The sequence below is a fragment of the Pannonibacter anstelovis genome (genome assembly GCF_036881715.1).
Lineage (GTDB): Bacteria > Pseudomonadota > Alphaproteobacteria > Rhizobiales > Stappiaceae > Pannonibacter > Pannonibacter anstelovis.
The window spans coordinates 18,882-42,859 of the sequence record NZ_JBAKBF010000004.1; the positions used below are offsets into that span (position 1 = coordinate 18,882).

General features: G+C 64.0%; 21 protein-coding genes. 3 read left to right on the plus strand and 18 right to left on the minus strand.

Annotation, left to right across the window (positions count from 1 at the left end):
• Positions 1 to 122: 122 nt before the first annotated feature.
• Positions 123 to 458: a zinc ribbon domain-containing protein YjdM gene (locus V6L75_RS07750; protein ID WP_334250936.1), complete on the minus strand. Its 336-nt coding sequence runs from the start codon at positions 456 to 458 to the stop codon at positions 123 to 125.
• 87 nt (positions 459 to 545) lie between these two features.
• On the minus strand, positions 546 to 2,207 hold the full coding sequence (locus V6L75_RS07755) for an LTA synthase family protein (RefSeq protein WP_334250937.1): 1,662 nt from the start codon (positions 2,205 to 2,207) through the stop codon (positions 546 to 548).
• An 88-nt stretch (positions 2,208 to 2,295) separates the two neighbouring features.
• Between V6L75_RS07755 and V6L75_RS07760 the strand changes: the two genes are divergently transcribed.
• The gene (locus V6L75_RS07760) at positions 2,296 to 3,231 is read left to right on the plus strand and encodes a lysylphosphatidylglycerol synthase transmembrane domain-containing protein (protein WP_334250938.1); all 936 of its coding nucleotides are present in this window, start codon (positions 2,296 to 2,298) and stop codon (positions 3,229 to 3,231) included.
• 14 nt (positions 3,232 to 3,245) lie between these two features.
• Here V6L75_RS07760 and V6L75_RS07765 read toward each other — a convergent pair whose 3' ends face one another.
• The 10 genes from V6L75_RS07765 to V6L75_RS07810 form a co-directional block, all read right to left on the minus strand.
• Positions 3,246 to 3,998, minus strand: coding sequence for an FkbM family methyltransferase (locus tag V6L75_RS07765; RefSeq protein ID WP_334250939.1), 753 nt, complete (start codon positions 3,996 to 3,998; stop codon positions 3,246 to 3,248).
• A complete protein-coding gene (locus tag V6L75_RS07770; RefSeq protein WP_334250940.1) occupies positions 3,995 to 4,798 on the minus strand; it encodes a CDP-alcohol phosphatidyltransferase family protein in 804 nt (267 codons plus the stop codon). Before V6L75_RS07770 ends, V6L75_RS07765 begins: the two co-directional genes overlap by 4 nt.
• 129 nt (positions 4,799 to 4,927) lie before the next feature.
• The gene (locus tag V6L75_RS07775; RefSeq protein WP_334250941.1) at positions 4,928 to 6,688 is read right to left on the minus strand and encodes a M14 family metallopeptidase; all 1,761 of its coding nucleotides are present in this window, start codon (positions 6,686 to 6,688) and stop codon (positions 4,928 to 4,930) included.
• Positions 6,689 to 6,692: 4 nt separating this feature from the next.
• A complete protein-coding gene (locus tag V6L75_RS07780; protein ID WP_334250942.1) occupies positions 6,693 to 7,541 on the minus strand; it encodes an ABC transporter permease in 849 nt (282 codons plus the stop codon).
• A 5-nt stretch (positions 7,542 to 7,546) separates the two neighbouring features.
• The gene (locus V6L75_RS07785) at positions 7,547 to 8,470 is read right to left on the minus strand and encodes an ABC transporter permease (protein ID WP_334250943.1); all 924 of its coding nucleotides are present in this window, start codon (positions 8,468 to 8,470) and stop codon (positions 7,547 to 7,549) included.
• Positions 8,471 to 8,535: 65 nt separating this feature from the next.
• On the minus strand, positions 8,536 to 10,050 hold the full coding sequence (locus V6L75_RS07790) for an ABC transporter substrate-binding protein (RefSeq protein WP_425498722.1): 1,515 nt from the start codon (positions 10,048 to 10,050) through the stop codon (positions 8,536 to 8,538).
• 64 nt (positions 10,051 to 10,114) lie between these two features.
• The gene (locus V6L75_RS07795; RefSeq protein ID WP_334250945.1) at positions 10,115 to 11,956 is read right to left on the minus strand and encodes an ABC transporter ATP-binding protein; all 1,842 of its coding nucleotides are present in this window, start codon (positions 11,954 to 11,956) and stop codon (positions 10,115 to 10,117) included.
• Positions 11,953 to 13,701 (minus strand): acetyl/propionyl/methylcrotonyl-CoA carboxylase subunit alpha, encoded by a 1,749-nt coding sequence (locus V6L75_RS07800; protein WP_334250946.1) that lies wholly within the window; start codon positions 13,699 to 13,701, stop codon positions 11,953 to 11,955. Before V6L75_RS07800 ends, V6L75_RS07795 begins: the two co-directional genes overlap by 4 nt.
• Complete coding sequence (locus V6L75_RS07805; RefSeq protein ID WP_334250947.1) at positions 13,698 to 15,311, minus strand: 5-oxoprolinase subunit B/C family protein; 1,614 nt, start codon at positions 15,309 to 15,311, stop codon at positions 13,698 to 13,700. Before V6L75_RS07805 ends, V6L75_RS07800 begins: the two co-directional genes overlap by 4 nt.
• Before the next feature lie 19 nt (positions 15,312 to 15,330).
• Positions 15,331 to 16,104, minus strand: coding sequence for a LamB/YcsF family protein (locus V6L75_RS07810; protein ID WP_334250948.1), 774 nt, complete (start codon positions 16,102 to 16,104; stop codon positions 15,331 to 15,333).
• Between the two features lie 330 nt (positions 16,105 to 16,434).
• Between V6L75_RS07810 and V6L75_RS07815 the strand changes: the two genes are divergently transcribed.
• Positions 16,435 to 17,145 (plus strand): GntR family transcriptional regulator, encoded by a 711-nt coding sequence (locus V6L75_RS07815; protein WP_334250949.1) that lies wholly within the window; start codon positions 16,435 to 16,437, stop codon positions 17,143 to 17,145.
• 68 nt (positions 17,146 to 17,213) lie between these two features.
• Positions 17,214 to 18,203 carry a LysR family transcriptional regulator gene (locus tag V6L75_RS07820; RefSeq protein ID WP_334250950.1) on the plus strand — a complete coding sequence of 330 codons (990 nt, stop codon included), beginning with the start codon at positions 17,214 to 17,216 and terminating at the stop codon, positions 18,201 to 18,203.
• Between the two features lie 11 nt (positions 18,204 to 18,214).
• Here the strand turns inward: V6L75_RS07820 and V6L75_RS07825 are convergent, their stop codons facing one another.
• The 6 genes from V6L75_RS07825 to V6L75_RS07850 form a co-directional block, all read right to left on the minus strand.
• Complete coding sequence (locus V6L75_RS07825; RefSeq protein ID WP_334250951.1) at positions 18,215 to 19,471, minus strand: TRAP transporter large permease; 1,257 nt, start codon at positions 19,469 to 19,471, stop codon at positions 18,215 to 18,217.
• 44 nt (positions 19,472 to 19,515) lie between these two features.
• Positions 19,516 to 20,058: a TRAP transporter small permease gene (locus V6L75_RS07830; RefSeq protein ID WP_334250952.1), complete on the minus strand. Its 543-nt coding sequence runs from the start codon at positions 20,056 to 20,058 to the stop codon at positions 19,516 to 19,518.
• 29 nt (positions 20,059 to 20,087) lie between these two features.
• Complete coding sequence (locus V6L75_RS07835) at positions 20,088 to 21,053, minus strand: TRAP transporter substrate-binding protein (protein ID WP_334250953.1); 966 nt, start codon at positions 21,051 to 21,053, stop codon at positions 20,088 to 20,090.
• A gap of 89 nt (positions 21,054 to 21,142) precedes the next feature.
• Complete coding sequence (locus tag V6L75_RS07840) at positions 21,143 to 21,895, minus strand: SDR family NAD(P)-dependent oxidoreductase (RefSeq protein WP_334250954.1); 753 nt, start codon at positions 21,893 to 21,895, stop codon at positions 21,143 to 21,145.
• 35 nt (positions 21,896 to 21,930) lie between these two features.
• Positions 21,931 to 22,974 carry a transketolase family protein gene (locus V6L75_RS07845; protein ID WP_019963868.1) on the minus strand — a complete coding sequence of 348 codons (1,044 nt, stop codon included), beginning with the start codon at positions 22,972 to 22,974 and terminating at the stop codon, positions 21,931 to 21,933.
• On the minus strand, positions 22,971 to 23,825 hold the full coding sequence (locus tag V6L75_RS07850; RefSeq protein ID WP_019963867.1) for a transketolase: 855 nt from the start codon (positions 23,823 to 23,825) through the stop codon (positions 22,971 to 22,973). The genes V6L75_RS07845 and V6L75_RS07850 overlap by 4 nt, the downstream gene beginning before the upstream one ends.
• Positions 23,826 to 23,978: the final 153 nt, after the last annotated feature.

Below are 23,978 nucleotides of genomic sequence, written 5' to 3' on the forward strand. Positions count from 1 at the left end.
AAACCTGAAGCTGCACACAATGTACGCCTAACCGGCGTACATTGCAATCGCGCTCATTTATTTGAGGACCAGCCTGCGGTCTGCCGCCTTGTGTAGGCTCGTAAATCAGGTGGTCTACGCCCTCACGTCGCCTTCTTCACGAACTCGGACTTCAGCCCAATCGGCCCGATGCCGGGGATCTTGCAGTCGATGTTGTGGTCGCTGTCGACGAGGCGGATGCCGCGGACTTTGGTGCCGATCTTGAGGACACTGGAGGAGCCCTTGAGCTTCAGGTCCTTGATCAGGGTCACCGTGTCGCCATCGGCGAGCAGGTTGCCGACGCTGTCGCGCACTTCAAGGCCTGCCTCGGGGGCGGCGGCCAGCGGCCATTCATGCCCGCATTCGGGGCATGTCAGGGTGCCTTCCACTTCATAGGTGAAGGTGGAGCGGCATTCGGGGCAAGGGGGCAAAGTGTCCATGGCCGGGGTATAGGCCCCGGTCCGGCAGATGGCAACATGAGGGTTTTCCCGTATGCCGCCTGCCATCAGCGCAGGCAGCACAGGGCCTTAGTCTCCGCTCATCGCCCGGATCAGCACATCGCGCAAGCCGTCCATGCCCGGCTCCTCGCCTGCCTGCGGCGTGGCGGCAGGCATCATGCCGGGGATGAAGCCATGCTCGATAAAGCGGGAGACAAGCGCCCGGTCGCGGCTGACCACATGGACGGGCACGGCGCGCGAGGCCCCTTGCCCGGTGATGATCGCCGCCGGCTGATGGTCGCCCAGAAACACATAGAGCGCCTCGCCGTCCGAGCGGGCGATATAGCTGCCGAGGGTTTCCAGCGCATAATCGATGGTGCGGATATAGTGATCACGCACCCGCTCCGGGTCGGCCCAGACCACGGCCGGGCTATCGCCGCTTTCGGCCTGAGCGTTGAAATTGCTGCCCTCCGCGGCATCCTCCCAGTCGATGAGGCTTGGCACCGGCGTCCAGGGGGCGTGGCTGGAGATGAGGGCGATTTCCGCCATCACCGGCTTGCCCTCTGCGGCGGCAGGCTGGCGCGCCAGCCTGTCAAAGGCGGAGAGCGTATACTGGTCCGGCATCGTCACCCAGTTGAAGGGCTTGCCGGTGTAGCCAAGGTTCTTGGCCGCCAGCACCGTGTCATAGCCGTAATAGGCGGATTCCGGCCAGTCCATGGTTATGGCGGGCATCACCGCCACGCTCTGCCATCCGGCATCGCGGAACAGGCGGTTGAGGCTCGGCCTGTCGCTGCGCATCAACAGGTCATAGCGCGCCTGACTGTCCACCCACAGGCCGGACAGCAGCGTGCCATGGGCGAGCCAGCTGAGGCCGCCGACGGTGGGCGCGCGGGTCCAGCCGCTGGCCATGGCATAGCCCGCCTCCTCCAGCTCTGCCTGCACGGCGGCAAGGCGCGGGCCGGTGAGCGGGGCATAGCGCGGGTCCTCGATGGCGCTGCGGCCATAGGATTCGATGAAGGCCAGCACCACATCCCGCCCCCGGACGCGGGCAAACAGCTGCCCGGCCGGCGGCAGGTCCGCAGGCTGCACCAGCTCGGCCTCAAAGGCGCTGAGATCGGCGATGGAACGGGCCACCACCTGCAGCCGTTCACCGAGGCTGGCGCTGTGGAACCTGGCATTGCCGCCGGCGGCCAGCATCGACAGCCCGCCCGCCAGCAGGATGGCAAAGCCCGCCAGCACAGGAAGACGCAAGGTGGCGCGCATGCGGATGAGGCAGACTGCCGACCAGAAGAACGCCGTCATCACCCCTGCCAGCAGGGCAAGGGCCCGCGCCACAGCCAGCGCAGCGGTGAAGGTGCCGATGGTGCCCGACAACAAGTTCCAGCCGTCACCCAGCATCTTGAAGTCGAGATAGGGATTGAACGGGCGCTGAAAAGCCATCTGCACGCCGGTGTCGGCGAGTTTCAGGACCAGCAGGATGAAGACCAGCACAGTGGTCAAGGCAGCGGCACCATAGGCAAGACGCCTTGGCAAAAGCATGAGCGCCAGACCCGCCAGAGGCACATCCAGCGGCACATGGGCGAGTGCAGCCAGCGTAAGTCCGCCGGGCCGGTCCGGCAGATTGCAGGCCGCACCAAAAACCAGCAGGAACACGGCAAGCGCCAGAGCGGGCTTCACGTAGCCGCCTTGAGCCTCGTTACCCCCCCTCTCCCTCGCCTTTGGGGTCTTGCCGCGCCATTTATGGTCTGTCATTCACTGTGCCTTCTCAAGTCCCGGAGCCGCGCTTGCACCCCGCCCCATCCTTCCGCCAGCCTGTGTTTTCGCCTTGCGCAAAATAAGGTTGCTTGCGTCCCTTGCGGGTCTGGCGCTTCTGGCCGGTCTCATTGCCCTGCTCGATCCGGCCAGCATCGCGGCTGCCCTTGCCAGGACCCCGCCCGGACATCTTCTGGCCGGGCTGCTGCTCGTCCAGTTTCAGACCGTGCTGTCGGCGGTGCGCTGGCGTTTCACCGCTGCCCGCCTTGGCCACGCCATTCCGCTTGGCGCGGCCATCCGGGAATACTACCTCGGCGGCACGCTCAACCTGCTGCTGCCCGGCGGCATGGCGGGGGATGCGGCGCGGGTCTACCGGGTGAAGGACAGCGCAGATGGCGGCTGGAGGCAGGCGGCCACAGCCGTGGTGCTGGAGCGCCTGTCGGGACAGATCGGCTTTGCGCTGCTCATTGTCAGCGGCCTGATTGCATGGGCATTCTTTCTGCCGCAAGCCGGTGCTGCCGCCTTGCCGGAGTTTCCAGCCGCCCTGCCCCGCTCTCCCCTGTGGCTGGCGGCGGCGTGCGGTCTTGCGGCTGCTATTGCCCTGCCAATGCTCCTCCCCGCCTTGCGCGCCCGGCTTCGCCGTTTCCTGCCCGTGGCCGGCCGGGCGCTGCGTGCCGCCTTCTGGACCAGAGGTGCGCTGGCCGTGCAGGTGGGCCTCAGCCTGCTGATCACCGGCAGCTACCTGCTGGCCTTCGGTGTTGCCTCCGACGCGGTGGGAGCCAGTCTGCCCATTCTTGCGGTGGTCACCATCATTCCGCTGTGCCTGCTCAGCATGCTGATACCGGTCGGCGTCGGCGGCTGGGGCACGCGGGAGGCTGCAGCTGCGGCGCTTTGGCCGCTGTTCGGATTCACCGCAGCGCAAGGGCTGGCTGCCAGCCTTTTGTACGGAATGATGTCTCTGGCCGGAGCGGCGTTGCCGGGGCTCGTTCTCCTGGCGCTGGAGCTGCTGCGCCGCAAGCGCTGATCCGGCCAGGCGTATCAACTCATCAGCCTTGCATAGATATCGCCCGATGGGCTTTCCGGCGTCAGCCCTGCAATCTCCGCCAGCACGTCATCGCCTGTCACCCAGTGGCCGCTGACAAAGCGGTGCTGCTCGCCCACCACGCGGTTAAAGCGGTAGGGGCCGAGCTTTTCCAGCAGAGCAACCGCCTCGCGTGCCACTTCGGGCAAGGCCGGGATATATTCAAACGCCACGAGAGGGATAGGCTGCGAAAGGCCGCTCAGGATGTCGCTCTCCGCGCCTTCCACGTCGATCTTGCAGAAGGCCGGGCGGCCATAACGCGCGATCAGCCGGTCCAGTGTCGTCACTGGCAAGCGGATTTCGCTGTCCCACACCACGCCGCGGAAACCTTCCGTCTCGCGCACACCGTCGATGAACCGGTCCGAGATGGTCGTCACCGTCGGGTGGCGGCTGGAGATATGCAGCACCGTCTCCCCCTCCTCAGCCCCCACAGCCACCGTCTCGAAGCCGCGCAGGCGGCGGGCGAGATGGCGCTCGATCATCCGGGCAAAGACGGGCTGCGGCTCCACCGCAACCACTTCGGCGCCAAGGCCCAGCAGCGTGGCGCTGCGGCTGCCGACATGGGCGCCGATATCGAAGACGAGATCGCCGGGTGCGACAAGCTGACGGTAAAACCGCTTCAACTGGCGGCGCCGCCAGGGCTGGCCGTAGTAGATGACGAGCGACCGGGCAAGACCGAGCGTGGCGCGAACTGAGAACCGTCCAGTCAATGGCCAGCCTCCGGCTTGCGCAGCAGATAGGCCGTGTCCACCGCAAAGGACCAGGTGAGCGCTGCCAGTGCCGCCGCTGCAATCCAGATTGAGAACGGCGCCGTGACGGGCGGCAGCAGCAGCCCGCAAAGCGCCACCACCTGCACGACACAGACCAGCTTGCGCCGGAAGGACGGCGGCAGCGGCGCGGCAAGGCGCGGCTGCAGATATTGCGCCAGCACGAAGCCGTAACGCATCAGCCCGATGAGTAGCACCCACGGGCCCGCCTTACCCAGTTGCCATGCGGCAGCCGAAAGGCAAAGGATCAGAAAGGCATCCACTTCCATGTCAAAGCGGGCGCCAAGGTCGGATTCCTGATGATACCGCCGCGCCAGATAGCCATCCAGCCCATCCAGGGCCAGCGCCAGGCTCGCAAGCCCGGCCAGCGCCCAGTGAGCCGCGGCTTCTGCCTGGTGCATTTCCGCAAACAGAACCACCGCCGCAACAAGGCTGACCATGGCCGCGCGGACAGCGGTGACCGTGTTGGCGGCACCAAAGAACTGAAACCGGTGATGCACGAGCCCGCGCACCACCAGACAGAATGTTCCAAGCAGCAAGGCGGAAGCTGCCAAAGGCACGTCGAACCCCAGAGACAGGGCCACAGCCACCGCCGCATAGGCCGCAACAGACAAAGCAAGGACGGCAGCCAGAACCCGCAAAGCATCCCGTCTCAACGCAGACAGTTGAATAGAGGCGGCCTTTGCCCCGCTCGCGAGCGGCATCAGGGCACGACGCCCTGTTGAGGTTTCATTCGACAGCATCAGCAGCCACTCCGGCGAAAGGCTTTCGGCGGGAGCTCAATAGAGTTACCGAGCTCTCACATGCACCCCTTACGCAGGAACATTGCCGTCAGATTTCTCGGCCGGGCAAGCTCTACAGCTCAGGCCAGCTCACCCCACGGCCATAATCTGCTGCCAGGCGTCATAGGCGGAAAGTACGGTTTCCATCTGGGCGGTGTGGCCGGTGATGAAATCCGGACCATAGATGGTTTCGTCCGGGTACTCGGTGATCAGCGTCACCGGCACCGTATGGCGCGCATCCACCGAGCACAGGCAGGGGAAGCCATTGACCATCCGGAAGCCGGTTTCGCCCGCATGGGCCTCGTACAGCGCGATCTGGCGCGCGTTCTCCTCCAGAAGGCCGGGGATGGAGGCAAGATGGCGTGTCACCCGGTCCATCAGGTCTTCGGCCTGCCGCTCCCATCCCTCGAGATAGCGCAGGATCAGGAAAAAGCCTTTCGGCAGCGTCCACATGGCAAAATGCCGGGGCACATAGCCGGAAAGCGGCCTCGTCCACTCATGCGAGGGATAGCCATGCAGATTGACGTGAAGCTGGGCACCCGAGCGCGCTTCGGCCTCAAAACGGATGGCTTTCTCAAGGAGAAGATCACCGGCTGTTTCCGGCCTGCGGTACTCTAGGTCATCCCCAAGCGCCGTGTAGCGGGCCGCGTGATGCATGTGCAGCGGATTGTCGGCAATCAGACGCTGGTGCAGGGCGTAACCATCCGGGTTTTCCTGCGGCGACAGGGTGAAATGCGCGCCTGCACGGGCGGCCAGAACCTGCCCGGCACGCAAGGCCCCGACGACACCGGTCGTCTCGTTGGCATGCTGTCCCGCGCTGATCATCACCGGCACACCGGAGCCCCTGATGTAACACGCCTCAACCTTGCGGCCAGCGCGTGAAGAGGCAGTGAAGTGCTCGCCGCCCACCCGTGCCAGTTCTGCGGAGATCTGTGCGGGAGACAAAGGCGCAGCAGCCTGCGCCAGCTCCTGCTCTGCCGGACTGTGCACTGTCGCAGGCAGGGTCTGGGTGGCAAGCGGACGCAACTCGATGCGCAGGTGATAGCCCTCCTGCCCGCCAAGCACTTCCGGCACGATCTGCCCCGGCTTGAGCCCGCGGTCACCCTGCGGGCGGCCGGATTTCATCTGGAAGAATTCGAGCAGCGAGAAATAGAGATCCTCGTGCATCGCCTCGGCAAGGCTCATCGCCTCATGCGCATGGGCCAAAGGCTCATCAACTGACGGAAGGCTGACGGACAGGTTCAGCTCCTCGAACCAGGGCTCAGCTGTGCCCCAGTCATGGCCAGAGACTACCTCCAGCGCTGCGGCGAAAAGCGTCTCATAGGGCGTCTCGAATGGCGTGCCCACCGCATCGCCGTTCAGCTTCACCCATCCGCAGGGCGAAAGGTTCGTCTGTCCGGCAAGGTCCTGATGCTCCCGGTTGGGGGCAAGGACGGTGACGGTCTGTGTGCAGCCATCGTGACCTGTCAGCAACAGCTCATACTGCAGGCTGTCATCCGTCCGCGCCGCGAAGGTGAGCGGACGCGGCGCGATCAGCGCGGCGAGCGGATAGGCCTCCAGCCGGAAACGGTTTTCCGGCGCCAGCGGATGCACCGGATAGCGCAGCTCTGCGGCAGCAATGCCATCCAGATCCACCTCTTCCAGCACCGCATGGACCAGCGGCTTGTAGGCACTGCGGATGATCGCCGTGATGCCCTGTTCCGCCAGCGCCGTTTCAATGGCACCGCGGGTCTTCAGGTCGTCGAAGGTCCAGGCTTCGAGCGCCGTGATGCCGGGGCGCAGCAGCGCCGTCAGGCGGTCCAGCGTGGGGGAAAAGCCGGCGTCTTTCAGGCAGATGGTCGCGCTGGTCATCGGTTTACCTCGTGCTGCGTCCGGTGGGGTCGAGGCTGTCGCGCAGCCAGTCGCCGAGAAGGTTGAGGCCGAGTACCGTCAGCAGGATGGCAAGGCCGGGGAAGACGCTGATCCACCATGCGGTCTGCAGGTAGGTGCGGCCTTCCGCCAGCATGCCGCCCCAGCTGGGGACCGTGCGGTCAACACCGAGACCGAGGAAGGTCAGGCTGCTTTCCAGCAGGATGTTGTTGGCGACGTTCAGCGTCATGAGCACGATCACCGGCCCCAGCAGGTTGGGCAGCAGGTGTTGCAGGATGATGCGCCAGTCACGCACGCCGATAGCCTTGGCGGACTGGATGAACTCCCGTTCGCGCAGGGTCAGCACCGAGCCTCGCACGAGGCGGGCATATTGCACCCACTGAGAGACGATCAGCAGGATGATGGTGTTGGTCAGGCTGCCCCCCACGATGGCGATGAAGGTGATCGCCAGCAGGATGAAGGGCATGGCGAGCTGCAGATCGGCAAAGCGCATCACCACCATGTCCCAGAAGCCGCGATAGTAACCGGCGATCAGCCCCATGATGACGCCGAAGACGACCGCACCAGCCACCGACACGAAGCCAACGAGCAGCGAGATCTTGCCACCAGCCACCACCCGCGCCAGCACGTCGCGGCCCAGCGCATCGGTGCCAAAGGGATGCGCCCAGGAGGTGAAGGGCGCGAGATTGCGGGCCATGAAGTCGATCTTGTCGCCGCCGCCGGGAAACAGCAGGCCGGAGAAGACGACGGAAAGGCAGATCACCGTGGTCAGGCTGGCGCCCAGCACGAATTCAAGGTTGGAAAAGCGCCAGTTGCGCGAGGTTGCGGAAGCCATGGCACTTACTCCGTCCGGATGCGGGGATCGACCAGCCCGTAGGCGATATCGACCAGAAGATTAATGCCGACAATCATCAGCGAGAGGACAGTGATGACGCCCTGCAGCAGCGGATAGTCTCGAGCCCCCACCGCGTCAAAGGCAAGGGTACCGAGGCCCGGCCAGTTGAACACCCGCTCGATGACGACGATGCCGCCAAGCAGGCCGCCGAACTGCAGGCCGAAATAGGTGATCAGCGGAATGGCGCAGTTCCGAAGCGCATGCTTGTAGAGCACCTTGCTCTCGCTCAAGCCCTTGGCACGGGCCACCATCACATATTGCGACTGCAGCGTTTCCAGCATGGCGGTGCGCACCAGACGCACGTTTGTCGCAGTCAAAATGACGCCCATGGTCAGCGCCGGCATGATGTAACTCTCGATGCCGGTCATGCCGCTGGGCGGCAGGATGCGCAAGGTGATGGCGAAAAGCAGCACCAGCATGGTGGCGAGCCAGAAGTTTGGAAAGGACAGGCCGATCAGCGAGAAGATGCGGATCGCCTGATCCACGCCCTTGCCCCGCGAGGTGGCGGCCTTGATGCCAAGCGGGATCGAAAGGGCGATGGACACGGCCATGGAGATGAAGGCAAGCAGCAAAGTCGCCGGCAGTGCCGCGCCAATCAGCTGCGAGACCGGCGTGCCGCCCACGAAGCTGCGGCCGAAATCAAGGGAAAGCAGCCCTTTCAGGAAGCTGAAATACTGCACGAAGAACGGTTGATCCGTGCCCAGTGCGGCGCGGATGCGCGCAAGGTCTTCCTCCGTCATGCTGCCGCCGCCCTGGAACATCATCACGGCGGGGTCGCCGGTGAGGCGGATGGCAAACGAGACGACAAGCGTCAGCGCTATGACGACGAAGAGGGCCTGCAGCAGGCGCTTGATGAGGAAACTGGCCACGTTCTTCTCCTTCAGGGCAGAAAAGCTGCCGCCCGCATGGGCAGGCGGCAGCCGCTGTCATGAGGTCACTCGACGGTGACTTCGTTGAGCTTCAGGCGAGTGTCCGGCGCCGGCACGAAGCCCTTCACCCGCTTGCTGATCGCGTAGATGGCGTTGGTGTTGTAGAGCGGCAGCTCCAGCGCCTTGTCAGCTACGTAACCACCGATTTCCTTCAGAACTTTCTCGCGCTCTGCGCGGTCAGTCATCGGGCGCTGGGATTCCAGCAGCTTGTCCAGCGTCTCGTCCTTGTCATACGGGTTCCACTTTTCGCCCGTGTGATACATGGCATAAGCGGTGTTGTCGTAATCAAAGGTCCAGCCGCCCCACTTCTGCTGGAACATCGCGCCGGTCTTGCCCTGCGGGATGATGTCGTTGATCAGCGTGCTGGTCTCATGCGGGGTTACGGAGACGTTCAGGCCGACGGTCTGCAGGTAGAAGGAAATGGCCTGCGCCACTTCGTTCATGGTCGCGTCATTGCCGCGCACGTCGATCTGAAGCGCGGTGCCTTCCTTGACGCCCGCTTCTGCCAGCAGCTTGCGCGCACCTTCCGGGTCAAACGGCAGCGGCTTCAGCTCCGGATCATAGCCGAAGGACAGAGCGCTCTGGAAACTGGCAATCTCCGAGCCCTGACCGGCCAGGATCGACTGCACGATGGCCGTGCGGTCCACGGCCATGATGATGGCCTTGCGCACGCGCGGATCAGCGGTGATGCCGTCACGGGTGTTGAAGCGCAGGGCATCCACCGTCGGTCCGGGAACGCTGACGATCTCCAGATTGGTGTCGCTCTCGATGGTGGGGATCATGCCGATCGGAATGGTGGGCGGGATCACCAGATCGACACGGCCGAACTGCAGCTCGGCAACAGCCGTCGCGGGCTCGGAGATGAAGCGGTATTCCAGCTCCGACAGCTTGGGGGCACCGCCCCAGTAATCCGGGTTTGCCGCCAGCGAAATGGAGGTCTTCGGCGCATAGGAGACGAACTTGAACGGGCCGGTGCCGACCGGATTGGTGTTAAAGAACTCCTCGCCCTTTTCGGCAATGTACTTCGGCGGCACGATCATGGCGCCATAGCCCGCCAGCTTGGTCAGCAGCACAGGGTCCGGGTTCTTCAGCTTCAGGTCTACCGTGTAGTCGTCGATGATCTCGACGCTGTCGATGACGATGTAGTTGGACCGCTGCGGACCCTTGGCGCCCTCATCGCCCAGAAGGCGGTCGAAGGTGAACTTCACGGCGGCAGCGTTGAAGGGCTCACCATTGTGGAACTTCACGTCCTTGCGCAGGGTGAAGCGGATGCGCTTGCCCTCGTCCAGCTCTTCCCAGCTCTCGGCAAGGCCAGGAACCAGCTTCAGGTCCGGCCCGCGATAGGTCAGGCCTTCAAAGATGTTGGTCGAAACAGCGGCCCATGCGACGAGGAAGGTGTCGATCGGATCCCAGCTGCCCGGATCCTGCGGGGAGGAAACCGTCAGCTTGCCAGCCGCAAACGCAGGCTGTGCCGTGATGGATGCGCCGGAGATGGCCAGCGCAAGGGCGGCAACGCCCATGCCCCATGTCTTCAGTTTCATTTCCATGTCCTCTGCTGATTGGCTTTGGGTCTGCAGGTCACGGTCAGGCGCCGCGGGCGGCAAAATGGCCGGGACTGATTTCCTCGTGGGTGAGGATGGCAGGCTCATCCCCCACCCGGCGGACCGGGCTCGGGATTTCGCCCTCGATCAGCACACCGCCACGCGGACGCGACGGATCGGCGACCGGGACAGCGGCGAGCAATTTGCGGGTGTAGGGATGGGCCGGCGTCTCGAAGACCTGACGGCGGCTGCCCATTTCCATGATCTGGCCAAGATAGAGCACCGCGACCCGGTGACTCATCTTCTCCACCACCGCCATGTCGTGGCTGATGAAGAGATAGGCGAGGCCGCGCTCGGCCTGCAGATCCATGAAAAGATTGATGATCTGCGCCTGGATCGACACATCCAGCGCCGACAGGGCCTCATCGGCGATGATCAGTTCCGGGTTGGAGGCAAGGGCGCGGGCGATGCACACGCGCTGGCGCTGTCCGCCGGAGAACTCGTGCGGATAGCGCGCCGCATGCTCGGACCCAAGCCCCACGCGCTCGAGCAGCTCATCCACCCGGCGGCGCACGGCCTTCGGATCGGCGATCAGGCCGTGGGTGTGGATCGGCTCGGCAATGGAGAAGCCCACCGTCTTGCGCGGATCAAGCGAAGCGAAGGGGTCCTGGAAGATATACTGCACCTTCTGGCGCATGGCATGGCGCTCGGCCCGGCTCATCTGCGCGAAGCTGCGCCCGCCGAACAGGATATCGCCCGACTGGGCTTCCTGAAGCTGCTGGATGGTGCGGCCGATGGTAGACTTGCCGGACCCGGACTCGCCCACCAGTGCCAGAGTCTCGCCCGGATAGATCTCGAGCGAAACGTTGGAAACCGCGCTCAGCCGGTGCGTCGTGCGGCCCAGAAGGTTGCGCCGCACATCGAAGCGCACGAACAGGTCCTTGACCGACAGGAGCGGTGCGCTGTCATAGCGGGCGGTGTCCTGCACCCGCTCCTCCTGCTTGCCCTCCATGCTGCCGTCAGCACCAGCCAGATCGGCGAGGCGCTTGGGGAAGTCCTCGCCCGTCATGCTGCCAAGGCGCGGCACGGCGGCCAGAAGCGCTTTTGTGTAGGGATGCTGCGGGCTGTTGAAGATCTGCCCCACCGGGCCCTCCTCCACCTTGCGCCCCTTCCACATCACCACCACGTCATCGGCCATTTCCGCCACGACGCCCATGTCATGGGTGATGAAGATCATCCCCATGCCGAGTTCCTTCTGCAGGTCCCGCAGGATGTTGAGGATCTGCGCCTGAATGGTCACGTCGAGCGCCGTCGTCGGCTCGTCGGCAATCAGCAGCTTTGGGCGGCAGGCCAGCGCCATGGCGATCATCACCCGCTGGCGCATGCCGCCGGAGAGCTGGTGCGGATAGCGCTTCAGCTGCTCGGCAGCATCGGGCAGACGCACCATCTCCAGCAGGCGCTGCGCTTCAGCAAGGGCTGCCGCCTTGCTGCTCTTTTCGTGCAGCATCAGCACTTCGCTGATCTGATCACCGATAGTGAAGACCGGATTGAGCGAGGTCATCGGCTCCTGGAAGATCATGGCGATCTCCTTGCCGCGAATGCTGCGCATGTCCTTCTGGGAAGTTTCCAGCAAATCGCGGCCGCCGAAGAGAATACGCCCCGCATCGAAGCTTGCGCCCATCATGTCCGCAAGGCGCATGACGGAGAGGGACGTCACCGACTTGCCGGAACCGGATTCGCCCACCACAGCAACCGTGCGGCCCGGCTGTACCGAGAAGGACAGATCCTCGATGACTTTTGTGCTGCCGAAGCGGACGGTCAGGCCATCGATGGTCAGGAGCGGCGCTGCGGCCTGCGGGGTCTCCGGGCTCGTTGAAAGCGTCATGCCTTGGCCTCCGGCTGTGCCACTGCGGGCGAAATACGGGCAAGGATTGCATTGGCGGCCTGCGTGGAGCCTGCGGCAGCAAGTCCGGTGATACGCCCGGAACAGGGCGCGGTGACGGCGGTTTCCATCTTCATCGCGTCCATCATGGCAAGGACCGCCCCTTCCTCGACGAGGGCGCCCTCCTCAACGGCCCAATGGGCAAGTGTGCCGGCAACGGGCGCGCGCACGGCGCCAGCATCCTCACCCTCGCCGGTTCCTTCAGCGGCAGCGGGAGCAACCGCCCCCAGCAGGCGCAGGAAGCCATCGGGGATACCCACCTCGACCAGACGGCCATCTATCTCGATCCGGCCCCGCAGCAGCGGGCGGGCGGCGGGTGCATCGGGACGCGCCGCTTCTTCCAGGGTTCCGGCGAAATCTGTCTCGATCCACCGGGTGTGAACCTCGAAATCGGCACCGGTAAAGTCCGGATGCTCCAGAACCGCCCGGTGGAAGGGCAGCACCGAAGGCACGCCCTCGATGACGAATTCCGCCAGAGCGCGGCGGGCGCGGGCGATGGCCTTGTCGCGGGTGGGACCGCGCACGATCAGCTTGGCGCAAAGGGAATCGAACATTGGCGGAATGAGCGAACCGGTCTCTACGCCACTATCCACCCGAACGCCGGGGCCCGACGGCTCCCGCCAGCGGCGGATTTCGCCGGCAGACGGCAGGAAGCCCCGGCCCGGATCTTCGATGTTGATGCGGAACTCCAGTGCGTGGCCGCGCGGCTCCGGCGTGGCCGTGAAACCGAGCCGCTGTCCCTCGGCAATGCGGAACTGCTCGATCACAAGATCAAGCCCGGTGGTCTCTTCCGTGACAGGATGCTCGACCTGAAGGCGGGTGTTGACTTCCAGGAAGGAGATCAGCCCGTCGGCACTCAGCAGAAATTCCACCGTCCCGGCGCCGGAATAGCCAGCCTCGGCGCAGATATCGCGCGCGGCCCGGTGGATCGTCTCGCGCTGCGCCGCGCTGAGGAAGGGCGCAGGCGCCTCCTCCACAAGCTTCTGGTTCCGGCGCTGCAGGGAACAGTCACGGGTGCCCACCACCACCACATTGCCGTGCTTGTCTGCCAGAACCTGCGCCTCGATGTGGCGTGGACGGTCGAGGAACTGTTCCACATAGCACTCGCCCCGGCCAAAGGCGGCAACGGCCTCGCGGGTGGCGGATTCAAAAAGTTCCTCCACCTCATTCAGATGCCGGGCGATCTTCATCCCGCGTCCGCCGCCGCCATGGGCGGCCTTGATGGCCAGAGGCAATCCAAACTGACGGGCGAAGGCCAGCGCTTCGGCTGCGCTCGACAGCGCGCCCTCGCTGCCCGCCACCAGCGGAGCTCCCACCTTCTGGGCGATGCGACGGGCCTGCAGCTTGTCGCCCAGCACCTCGATTACCTCCGGGTCCGGCCCGATCCAGGTGAGGCCTGCGTCAATCACGGCACGTGCGAATTCGGCACGCTCGGACAGGAACCCATAGCCCGGATGCACCGCATCAGCTCCGGACTTATGGGCAATGGCGATCAGCTTGGCGATGTCGAGATAGGTGTCCTTCGGCGAAGCGCCATTGAGGGCATAGGCCTCGTCCGCAAATTCCGTAAACAGAGCCCCGGCGTCGGCATCTGCGTAAACGGCCACGGAGGCGAGGCCGTAGTCCCGGCAGGCCCGGATGATGCGCACGGCGATCTCGCCGCGATTGGCAATCAGCACTTTTTTCATGGAGTGTCACCTGCGCAAAGGGAATAGGCTGTGAAGGGCCGGACAGCCCGGAAACGGATGAAGGCACCGGGAGGAATCTGCCCGGCCAGATCAAGATGATGCGCCGCCACCGTGGCCATGACCGGATAGCCGCCGGTCAGCGGATGATCGGCAAGAAACAGCACCGGCTGGCCGTTGGCAGGCACCTGAATGGCCCCGCGCAACGTACCTTCGCTCGGCAACTCGCCCGTGACAGCCCGCTCCAGCACCGGCCCTGACAGACGCAGGCCCGTCCGGCTCGCCTGCGAGGTCGCGGCCCATGAGACTTTCAGGAACTGTTCGGCAGAGGCAGGCGTGAACCAGTCCGTGCGCGGCCCTGGGACAACGTCCAGCACAATGGTCTCCCCGGCGCGCGGCATGGGGAAGGCGGGAAGTGCCTCCGTCTCGACGGAAGAGAGCTTCATCCCGGATGCCGCCCGCAGCCGCGCTCCGGCCGTCACAGCAGCAGGACCGATCTGTGCTAGCGTATCTGCCGAGGCACTGCCAAGCACCGGCTCAACCGCAAAGCCGCCGCGCAGAGCGAGATAGCTGCGCAGGCCCGCCGTGGGCGCGTCCAGCGTCACGCGGTCGCCCGGCTCCAGCGCCAGAGGCCGGTTCATGGGCGCAGAAATGCGCGGGCCAAGCTCCGGCTGGATGGTGATGGCCCGCTCCGCGCCCGTCACCGCGATGACGGCGCGGCCGCACGCGCGGAAGGAAAAGACGGCTGGCGCGATTTCGAGAGCTGCCGCGTCTGCCGGATTGCCCGCAATGCGGTTTGCCAGCGTCAGGCTGGCCCGGTCCGCAGCGCCAGAGCGGCTGATGCCCTGCCCCGCCAGTCCCGGACGGCCATGATCCTGAAACAGCGCCGGCAGCCCGGCGCTCAGCACATCCAGAGACAACCCGTCCACTTCGCCTTCCGGCGATGCGGCGGACAGTGGCTCAGCCTCAGTGGAGATATTCGTCACCGGATGGACTGTGGCTCCCGCCATATCGCGGAACCGCACGTGCTGGCCCGGCTGCAGCAGTGCGGCAGGCTTGCGGCCAAGATCGAACATGGCGAGCGGCGTCGTGCCGATCAGCTGCCAGCCGCCGGGGCTGACCTTCGGATAGATGCCGCTGAATTCACCCGCCAGCCCCACGGCGCCCGCAGGCACATGGGTGCGCGGCGAGGCGCGGCGCGGCACATGCAAACCGGCGTCAGGCGCACTGAGATAGGCAAAGCCCGGCGCAAAGCCGGTGAAGGCGACAAGATAGTCGGCTTCCACATGGCGGCGGATCACTTCGTGTGTGGAAATGCCCAGAAGCTCTGCCACTTCGGCAAGGTCCTCCCCGTCATAGCGGACGGGAATTTCCACGATCTGCGCGGCCCCTGCCTTGCGGGACACGCCAAGCCGCACAACTGTTTCAGCTGCCAGCTGTTCGGCGGAAATGGTATGGGGATCATGACAGATCAACAGCGTACGGGCGGCCGGAACAATCTCCAGAATCCCGGCTACCGGATCGGCCTCCAGCGCATCGAACAGGGCGAGTGTCACATCAAGGCTGGCGAGTTCGAGCAGCACTGCCCCCTCGCGCAGCATCAGCACCCGCATGGAGTGGCACGCCGGCATCTCAGGCCTTGCCCGCCGCTGCAAAGGGAGCAATGCGGTGGCCGGCCGCCTCCAGCACCTCACGCACACGGCGGGCCATGGCGACCGCGCCGGGGCTGTCCCCATGCACGCAGATGGACCCGGCATCAATGTGTGCAAGGCTGCCGTCGATGGCCTCCACAGCCCCATCGGCGACGAACTGAAGCATCCGCCGGGCAACGAGTTCCGTGTCATGCAGCACGGCGCCAGCCTCGCGGCGCGGCACCAGCTTGCCATCCGGCGTATAGGCCCTGTCGGCAAAAGCCTCGCCAACCACCTCAAGGCCAGCCGCACGGGCCTGCGCGATCAGCGGAGACCCCGCCAGAGCCACCAGCACCAGCGATGGATCCACCGCCTTGATGGCATGGATGACATCAGCAGCCTGCCGGGCATCAAAGGCGATGGTGTTGTAGAGTGCGCCATGCGGCTTGACGTAGGCGACCTGCGTCCCCGCAGCCGCCGCCAGCCCCTTGAGGGCACCGATCTGGTAGATCACGTCACCGGTCAGCTCTTCGCTGGACGGGTCCATATTGCGGCGGCCGAAACCGGCAAGATCGCGGTAGCCCACATGGGCACCAACCGTGACGCCGCGCGCGGCAGCAGCCTTCAGGGTGCGCAGGATGCCGGCCGGATCGCCCGCATGGAAACCGCAGGCCACATTGGCGCTGCTGACGATGTTCAGCATTGCGCTGTCGTCGCCCATGGTCCATGCACCGAAGCTCTCGCCCAGATCGCTGTTGAGGTCGATCACCCGCATCTGCCCTGCCTTGCCACGCAACCCTGACAGGAGGACAGCACGGCCCTCCCTTGCTTCAAGGCGTAGCAAAGGCAAACAGGCTTGTCCATATTGTTGAACAATTTTATTGTATTGCACTGCAATGCGGCATGTTGACGCCTACAATTTTAGCAAATACTGCAGGTTTGCACATGCAGGCAGCAGGATGGCAAAGGCGCCCGTGTATGCGGCTTGAAGCAGTGCACTGCGCCTCATAACTTGCGCGGATATCCGATTCTCCGGCCCCGGTGCGGGGGCCAGGGCAAACGGGTGCGAGAGGGTGGCGGGTCAGCCATTCCACAGGGAGAGCACATGAAGAAAACCGCTCCGGCAGGCCCTGCGGCTCCGGCAGACGAGCAGGCGCAACCTCTGGCGGACACAGTTGCCGGGCGTATGCGGCAAAAGATCATCGACGGCGTGCTGACGCCGGGCAGCCACCTGTCGGAAGTGCAACTCTGCGAAACCATGCAGGTTTCCCGCAACACCTTGCGCGAAGTGTTCCGCCTGCTCACCAAGGAAGGCCTGCTGCGGCACGAGGCGAACCGGGGTGTTTTTGTCGTTACCCCGGACATGTCGACGATTGTCGATATCTACCGCATCCGCCGCCTGATCGAATGCCCTGCCCTTGCCAGCGCCCATCCGCGGCACCCGGCTGTAGCAAAAATGCAGGCCGCCATTGATGCCGCGCGCGCCCACCGTGAAGCCGGGGAATGGCTCAGCGTCGGCAGCGCCGACATCGCCTTCCATTCGGCCATTGTGGAGCTCGCCGACAGTCCACGCCTGTCTGCTTTCTATGCGCAGGTCTCCGCCGAGCTGCGTCTCGTTTTCGGCCTTCTGCATGATCCGGAATATCTGCACGGACCTTATGTTGACCAGAACCAGATCATTCTCGACATGCTGACCGCTGGCGATGCGCACGGAGCCTCCGCAAAGCTGGAGGCCTATCTGCAACAGGCAGAGCGCTTCATCCTTGGTGCTTACGAGAGACTGGAGCGCAAGCCAGCGGACCGCAAAGCCCGCTGAGCAGAAGGCACATCTGTCTGAGGTAATTGCCTTTTACAGCCGGAGCAGACTGATCTAGTCTGCCGCCCATGCGGGACATCAATCTCAAGTCGACCGAGTACTTCGAGGCCGTGGCACGGCTTGGCAGCGTCACGCGGGCGGCTGAAGAGCTGGGCGTCTCCCCGTCTGCCGTCAGCCAGCAGATCCGCCTGCTCGAGAGCCAGTTCGGCGTGCGCCTGTTCCGCCGGGAAAAGCGGCGTCTGGTGCTGACGCTGGATGGCGACCGCCTGTTTCAGACAACGACCCAGGCCTTCGCCGCCATCCGCAACGCACGCTCGGCCATTGTCCGGCAGCGGGACCTGCGCAATCTGACGATCCGGGTCAGCCCCAGTTTTGGCGTGCGCTGGCTGGGCCCGCGCATTGCCGCCTTTGCCAGCACCAGCCCGGAATGGAACATCCGCATTGATGCGACGCCGGACTTCACCGTTTTCGAGACCGAAGCGGTGGATCTTGACCTGCGCTATGGCCTGGGCGGCTGGACGGGCCTCACCGTCAATCCGGTGATGAATGATCTGGTGCTGCCCTTCTGCAGCCCGGATTACCTGCGCACGCTTCAAGCCATCTCGCCGGACCCGGTTGAGCAGCTGGCCCATGCCAGGCTCATCGATAGCGTCAAGATGCTGTACCGCTGGGACCTGTGGCTGGCGGCGAACCGCATCAATCTGCCAGGCCTCAGCTACCAGTTCCGCTTTGACCGCTCATCCATGTCGATCGAACTGGCGCGGCAGGGCGGCGGGCTGGCGCTGGACAGTCTGACGCTGTGCCTGCCGGAACTGGAACGCGGAGAACTTGTCCCCTTCTGCCCGGCTTTCCCCGTCATCGACTTTGCCGCCTACTGGCTCGTCTGCCCGCCGAAACACTTCAACCGGCGCATTGTATCGCGGTTTTCCAGCTGGCTTGAGGAGGCCGCGCAGGAGCATGAAGTCCGGGCCCGCGCCCTGCTCACCGGCCTTGGATGCCACTTCCGTGAAGGACTTGGGCCGGAGCTGATCGGCCCCGGCCCGGATACGGTTCCCTGAGCCGGCTGCCATCAGTAGATGGTCAGGAACGGCAGGTAAGAGATCATCAGAAGCACGGCGATTGCGACGAGGTAGAACGGCAGCAGCGCCCTGATCACATCTCCAATCCCGGTCCTCGCAATAGCCGCCGATATGAAAAGTGTCGTGCCCACGGGCGGGGTGTAGAGGCCGATGGACAGGTTCACCACCATGATCAGCCCGAGCTGCACCAGATCAAGGCCAATGGCCTGACCAATCGTGACGAACAAGGGCCCCAACAGCAGCACGGCGGCAGGCAGGTCAATCAGCGCCCCTACGATCAGCATCACGATATTGAGCGCAAGGATCACCATCCAGGGCTCGGAAAAGGTAGCCGTCACCCACAGGGCAAGATCCTGCGGCACGCGTTCGGCCGTCAGCAGCCACTGGATGGTGGATGAGGCCATGATGATGAACATGACTGCACCGGTCATGACCGCCGTCTCGATACAGGCGCGCCAGACGATGGCCACCGAAAGATCCCGGTAGATGAGCCCGCTGATGACAAAGGCATAGGCCACCGCCAGCACACTCACCTCCGTCGGCGTGGCAATGCCGAAACGCAGCATGCCGATGACGAAGACGGGCATCAGCATGGCCGGGATGGCAGCCGCGAGATCTTTCCGGAAGGCGGCAAATCCCCCCTCCAGCGGCGAGCGCGGAAGGTTCTTGCGGCGTGCCACAAACCAGACGGCGGCAAACATGCCAGATGCCAGCATCACGCCCGGCAGAATGCCTGCAACGAAGAGATCAATGATCGAAACATTGGCCACAAGGCCATAGAGGATCAACGGGATTGAAGGAGGAATAAGCACCGAGACAGTTGATGAAGCCGAGTTGATCGCCGCCGCAAAGCCTGCCGGATAGCCCTGCTTCTTCTGTACGGGGATCAGTGCATTGCCCAGCGCGGTCGCATCAGCCACGGCCGAGCCGGACACGCCGCCGAAAATGACGGAGCCGATGATCGACACCTGCCCGAGGCCACCCTTCATGTGCCCCACCAGCAGGCGGGCAATGTTGACGAGATAGACCCCGAAACGGCCGGACATCATCAGGCTTCCAGCCAGGATGAAAAACGGGATGGCCAGCATCGGGAAGCTTTGCATCGGCGTGTAGAGCCGCTGCATGATGACCGCCATCGGCTTGCCTTCCAGCCAGAGCGCAGCAGCGACTCCGCCCAGCATGGCATGAGCGACAGGCACGGCAATGGCCATCAGGATAATGAAAATCCACAAGAGCGGCGCAGTCATGGCCGTTTCCTTTCAGGATCAGAGTTTCGGAACGCTGGAACCGGTCAGGAGAAACTGGCCCGGCCCGCATCCTCCTGCGCAGCGTCTGTGGTGAAGAGAGCCGTTGTCGCTTCAATTACGGCAATGACCGCCATGCCGCCGAAGGCATAGACCATGCTTGAATAGCCCCAGATCTGCTTGATCCCCAGCGTGGACAGGGACTGGAATTTTGACGCCCTCAGGATCGGCTGACCGGACCACAGGACGCTGACCGCGATCACCGCAATCACCGCGTTGATGATGAACCGAAGCGTCCGCCGCTGGCTTGCGCTCAGCATTTCCGGCAGCAGCGTTATCGCAATGTTGCTGCCCCGCGCCGAGGCGATCACCATGCCGCCAGCCACCATCCATGGCAGCAGCAGCGCATGAATCTCATAGGCCCAGGCGATGCCGGACCCGAAGAAATAGCGCAGGATCACGTTCACCAGCAGCGCCGCGAACAGCATGGCAAGACACGCAACGGCAATCAGGCAGCCGCTCCAGTCGAGCACCGTCACCAGCTTGCGCGACAGGAACAGGAAGGGGCGCTGCCGCCCCTCCCCGCTCATCCGCTCACCTCCGGATGAGCCCGTATTCATCACAGACCTGCCGCTTTCTTGAGAGCGGCCACGAGATCCGGATACTGGGTCGCATACTTGTCGTACACGGAGGCGGTTGCCGCCTGATAGGCCTTCTTGTCCGCCTCGAAGAACTTCGCGCCTTCAGCCTCCATCTTCGGCCTCAGCGTCTGGTCCCCTTCCTGCGACAGGCTGCGCTGCAGCTTGCCCGCCTCTGCCGTTGCATCAAGAGCGCATTTCTTCGTGGCGTCGTCGATGCTCTCCCACCAGGCAAGCCCGGCCACAACGGGGGTGGATTCGTACTTGTGCCCGGTCAGCGTCACATAGGGCGTGATCTCGTGCAGCTTGGCCGAATAGATGTTCGTCAGCGGGTTTTCCTGCCCGTCGAAAACACCCGCCTGAAGGGCGCTTGGCAGTTCGGAGAAGGCCAGCGGCGCCGGTGAGGCGCCCAGTGCCTGGAAGATGTCCACGGTCATCTGGTCCGGCGGAGTGCGGATCTTCATGCCCTTGATATCCGCCGGGTTGGCAACACTCTTCGTCAGATGGGTGACATTGCGGATGCCATTGTCCCAGAAGCCGAGGATCTTGAGCCCGGAATCCTGCGCCCGCTTGTCGAGCATGTCTCCGACTTCTCCATCCAGCACCGCCCAGGCAGCGGGAAGATCGTTGAAGAGGAACGGCAGACCGAGAAGGCCAATTTCCGGAACCATCTGCGACATGGCACCCTGACTGTTGGCTGTCACCTGAATGACGCCGCCAACGGCAGAGGTCAGCAGCTCCACATCATCGCCCATGGTGGCGGAAGGCGCGAGATTGACCGTATGGGCGCCGTTGCTGCAGGCGGCAAAAAGCTCGCTCCACTTCTCGGCAGCCACATAACGCGGGTTGCCGGGATTGGCGCCGTGGGCAAAGATCACCTCATCGGCCTGCGCCGCACTGCTGAGCATGGTAGCAGCGGCCAGCGCTGCATAGATCATTCCCTTCATCGGATTTCCTCCCGTTTGAATTTCAGTTTGCGGCCTCTTGCAGACGAAGCGGTTCTCCTCCCGGCTTCATCCACCGCCGCGCCAGGTGCTCAGTGGATCAGCGAGCCCCCGTTCACATCCACCTCCGTACCCGTACAATAGGCTGCAAGGTCAGAGGCCAGAAACAGCGCGCATCCCGCCACATCGGAGGCCGTTCCGGCCCGGCCCATGGGGATGCCGGCAACAATCATCTCCTTCATGTCCGGTGTCAGCTTTCCGGCCGTGATGTCCGTTGCGATGAAACCGGGGCAGATTGCGTTGACACGGATCGTGTCGGGGGCGAGTTCGCGGGCCATGGCTTTGGTCAGGCCAAGAATCCCTGCTTTGGCAGCAGAGTAATGCGGTCCGCCGAAGATGCCACCGCCACGCTGCGCCGAAACCGAACTTAAGTTAACGATGCTGCCGCTCTTGCGGGCCCGCATGCCTGGGATGACGGCCTGGCTCATGTAGAGCGTGCCGCGCAGGTTCACATCCAGAACTGCATCATAGTTCTCCGGCCCAATCTCCATGATCTTCAGCGGCTGGGTGATGCCCGCATTGTTGACGAGAATGTCCACACGGCCCCAGCGGCTTTCCAGTTCGCGCACGGCGGCTTCGCAAGCTGCCTTGTCGGTGACGTTGCAGGCAAGGCCCACATGCCCGCCCCCCAGATCCGCAGCAGCAGCTTCCGCAGCCGCCGCATCGAGATCCAGAATGGCAACGGTCGCGCCATGCTCGGCAAAAAGCTGTGCCGTTGCCTTGCCCAGACCGCGCGGCGAGGCGGCCCCGGTGATGACGGCAAACCGGCCCTTCAACAGACCCATGAAATTCCTCCTCCTGTTCGGCTATTCCTGTTGGTTCAGAGCCAGGACCTGATCCGGGCGGTCAGCTTGTCCACGGACAGGCCGTACATCTCGTGCAGCGTTGGCAGGGCACCGGCCTCCAGGAACTCGTCCGGCAAGCCCACCATGCGGAAGGACGGAGTGACGCCATTGGTCAGCAGCAGGCCGGCCACGGCCTCTCCCAGACCACCGACAACCGTGTGGTTTTCTGCCGTCACCACGAGCCGTCCGCCCTTGCGTGCCTCTTCGAGGATCTTGGCCGTATCCAGCGGTTTGATGGTCGGAACATGCAGCACCGCCACATCCACGTTGTCCTTTTCAAGGGCAACGGCAGCGTCCAGCGCCCGCATGGTCATGAAACCGGTGGAGATCACCAGCACATCCTTGCCCTCGCGGATTGTCTGGGCCTTGCCCAGCTCGAACTTGTAGTCCGGCTTGTGGCGGGTCAGCACGCTGGGCACTTTGCCGCGCAGCAGGCGCGAATAGACAGGGCCGTTGTGAGCGGCGATCTGCGGCACCATTCCGGCAATGTCATCAGCATCACAAGGGTCGATCAGCGTCATGTTCGGCAGGCCGCGGAAAATCGCCAGATCCTCGGTCGCCTGATGGCTGGGGCCATAGCCGGTGGTCAGGCCCGGCAGGGCGCAGACGATCTTGACCGGCAGGTTTTCCTCGGCAATCGCCATGGCGATGAAGTCATAGGCCCGGCGCGAGGCAAAGACCGCATATGTGGTGGCAAAGGGGATGAAATCCTCCCGCGCCAGACCTGCGGCAGCCGACATCAGAAGCTGCTCGGCCATGCCCATCTGATAGAACCGCTCGGGCATCGCCTGCGAGAACACGTGCATGTCCGTGTACTTCGCCAGATCCGCCGAGAGGCCGACGACGCGCTCGTTCTGCCTTGCCAGATCCAGAAGCGCGTGGCCGAAGGGAGCCATTACCGTGTCATAGCCTTCAGCGGCGAGCGAGGCGATCATTGCGCTGGTTGCCATTCGCGAGCCGTCCGGTGCCAGCTGCACCTTGCGCGGCTCATGTTTGCGGGCCATCGAGGCGAGGGTCATTGGGGCTTTCCTTCTTCCAGAACGGCCAGTGCCTTGGACCATTCATCAGCTTCCACACGCACGAAGTGGGTGATTTCGCGGCTCTCCAGGAAGGGCACGCCCTTGCACATGGTGGTGTCGAAGATGATGACGCGGGGCCGTGGCTCCTTCAGCGCCCGGGCGGCATCGAAGGCTGCAACAACGGCCTCCAGATCGTTGCCATTCACCCGCTGGCAATGCCAGCCGAAGGCTTCCCACTTGGCATCCAGCGGCTCGGAGCACAGCATCTCCGTCGACTTGCCGTCCGCCTGCTGGTTGTTGAAGTCGATGAGGCAGATGAGATTGTCGAGCTTGTGGTGGCTGCCGGACATGGCTGCCTCCCAGGTCGATCCTTCGCCCAGCTCTCCATCCGACATCATGTTGTAGACGAAGGCAGGGTTCTTCTTGCGTTTCAGGCCGAGCGCCATGCCGACGGCAATGCCGAGGCCCTGCCCCAGCGAGCCGCCGGTGATTTCCATGCCCGGCGTGTAGGAGGCCATGCCGGACATGGGCATGCGGCTGTCATCCATGCCATAGGTTTCCAGCTCGTCTTCCGGCAGGATACCCGCTTCCATCAGCACCGCATAAAGGGCGATGGCATAGTGCCCGATGGAGAGCAGAAAACGGTCACGCCCCTCCCACTCCGGCTCTTCCGGCTTGTAGTTCAACGCGTGGAAATAGCTCGCGGCCAGCACATCGGCGATACCAAGGGCCTGGCCGATATAGCCCTGCCCCTGCACTTCGCCCATCATCAGCGCCTTCCGGCGGATGTTCCAGGCACGCAATTCAAGCGAAACATTCGCACCCGCCCGATGGCGGTAACCGGCATTCATGTGTTTCCTCCCAGTGGCACTTGTCAGCCCTTGCAATAGGCCTAGCACCGGGCGGCACATTAAGCTGTCTTGAAAAATTCAAGACTTGTGTAGCTCAGCTTCACAAGTCAGACGTCAGCGCAGGGCTTTGCCCGCACCCTCCCCCCTCTGGCC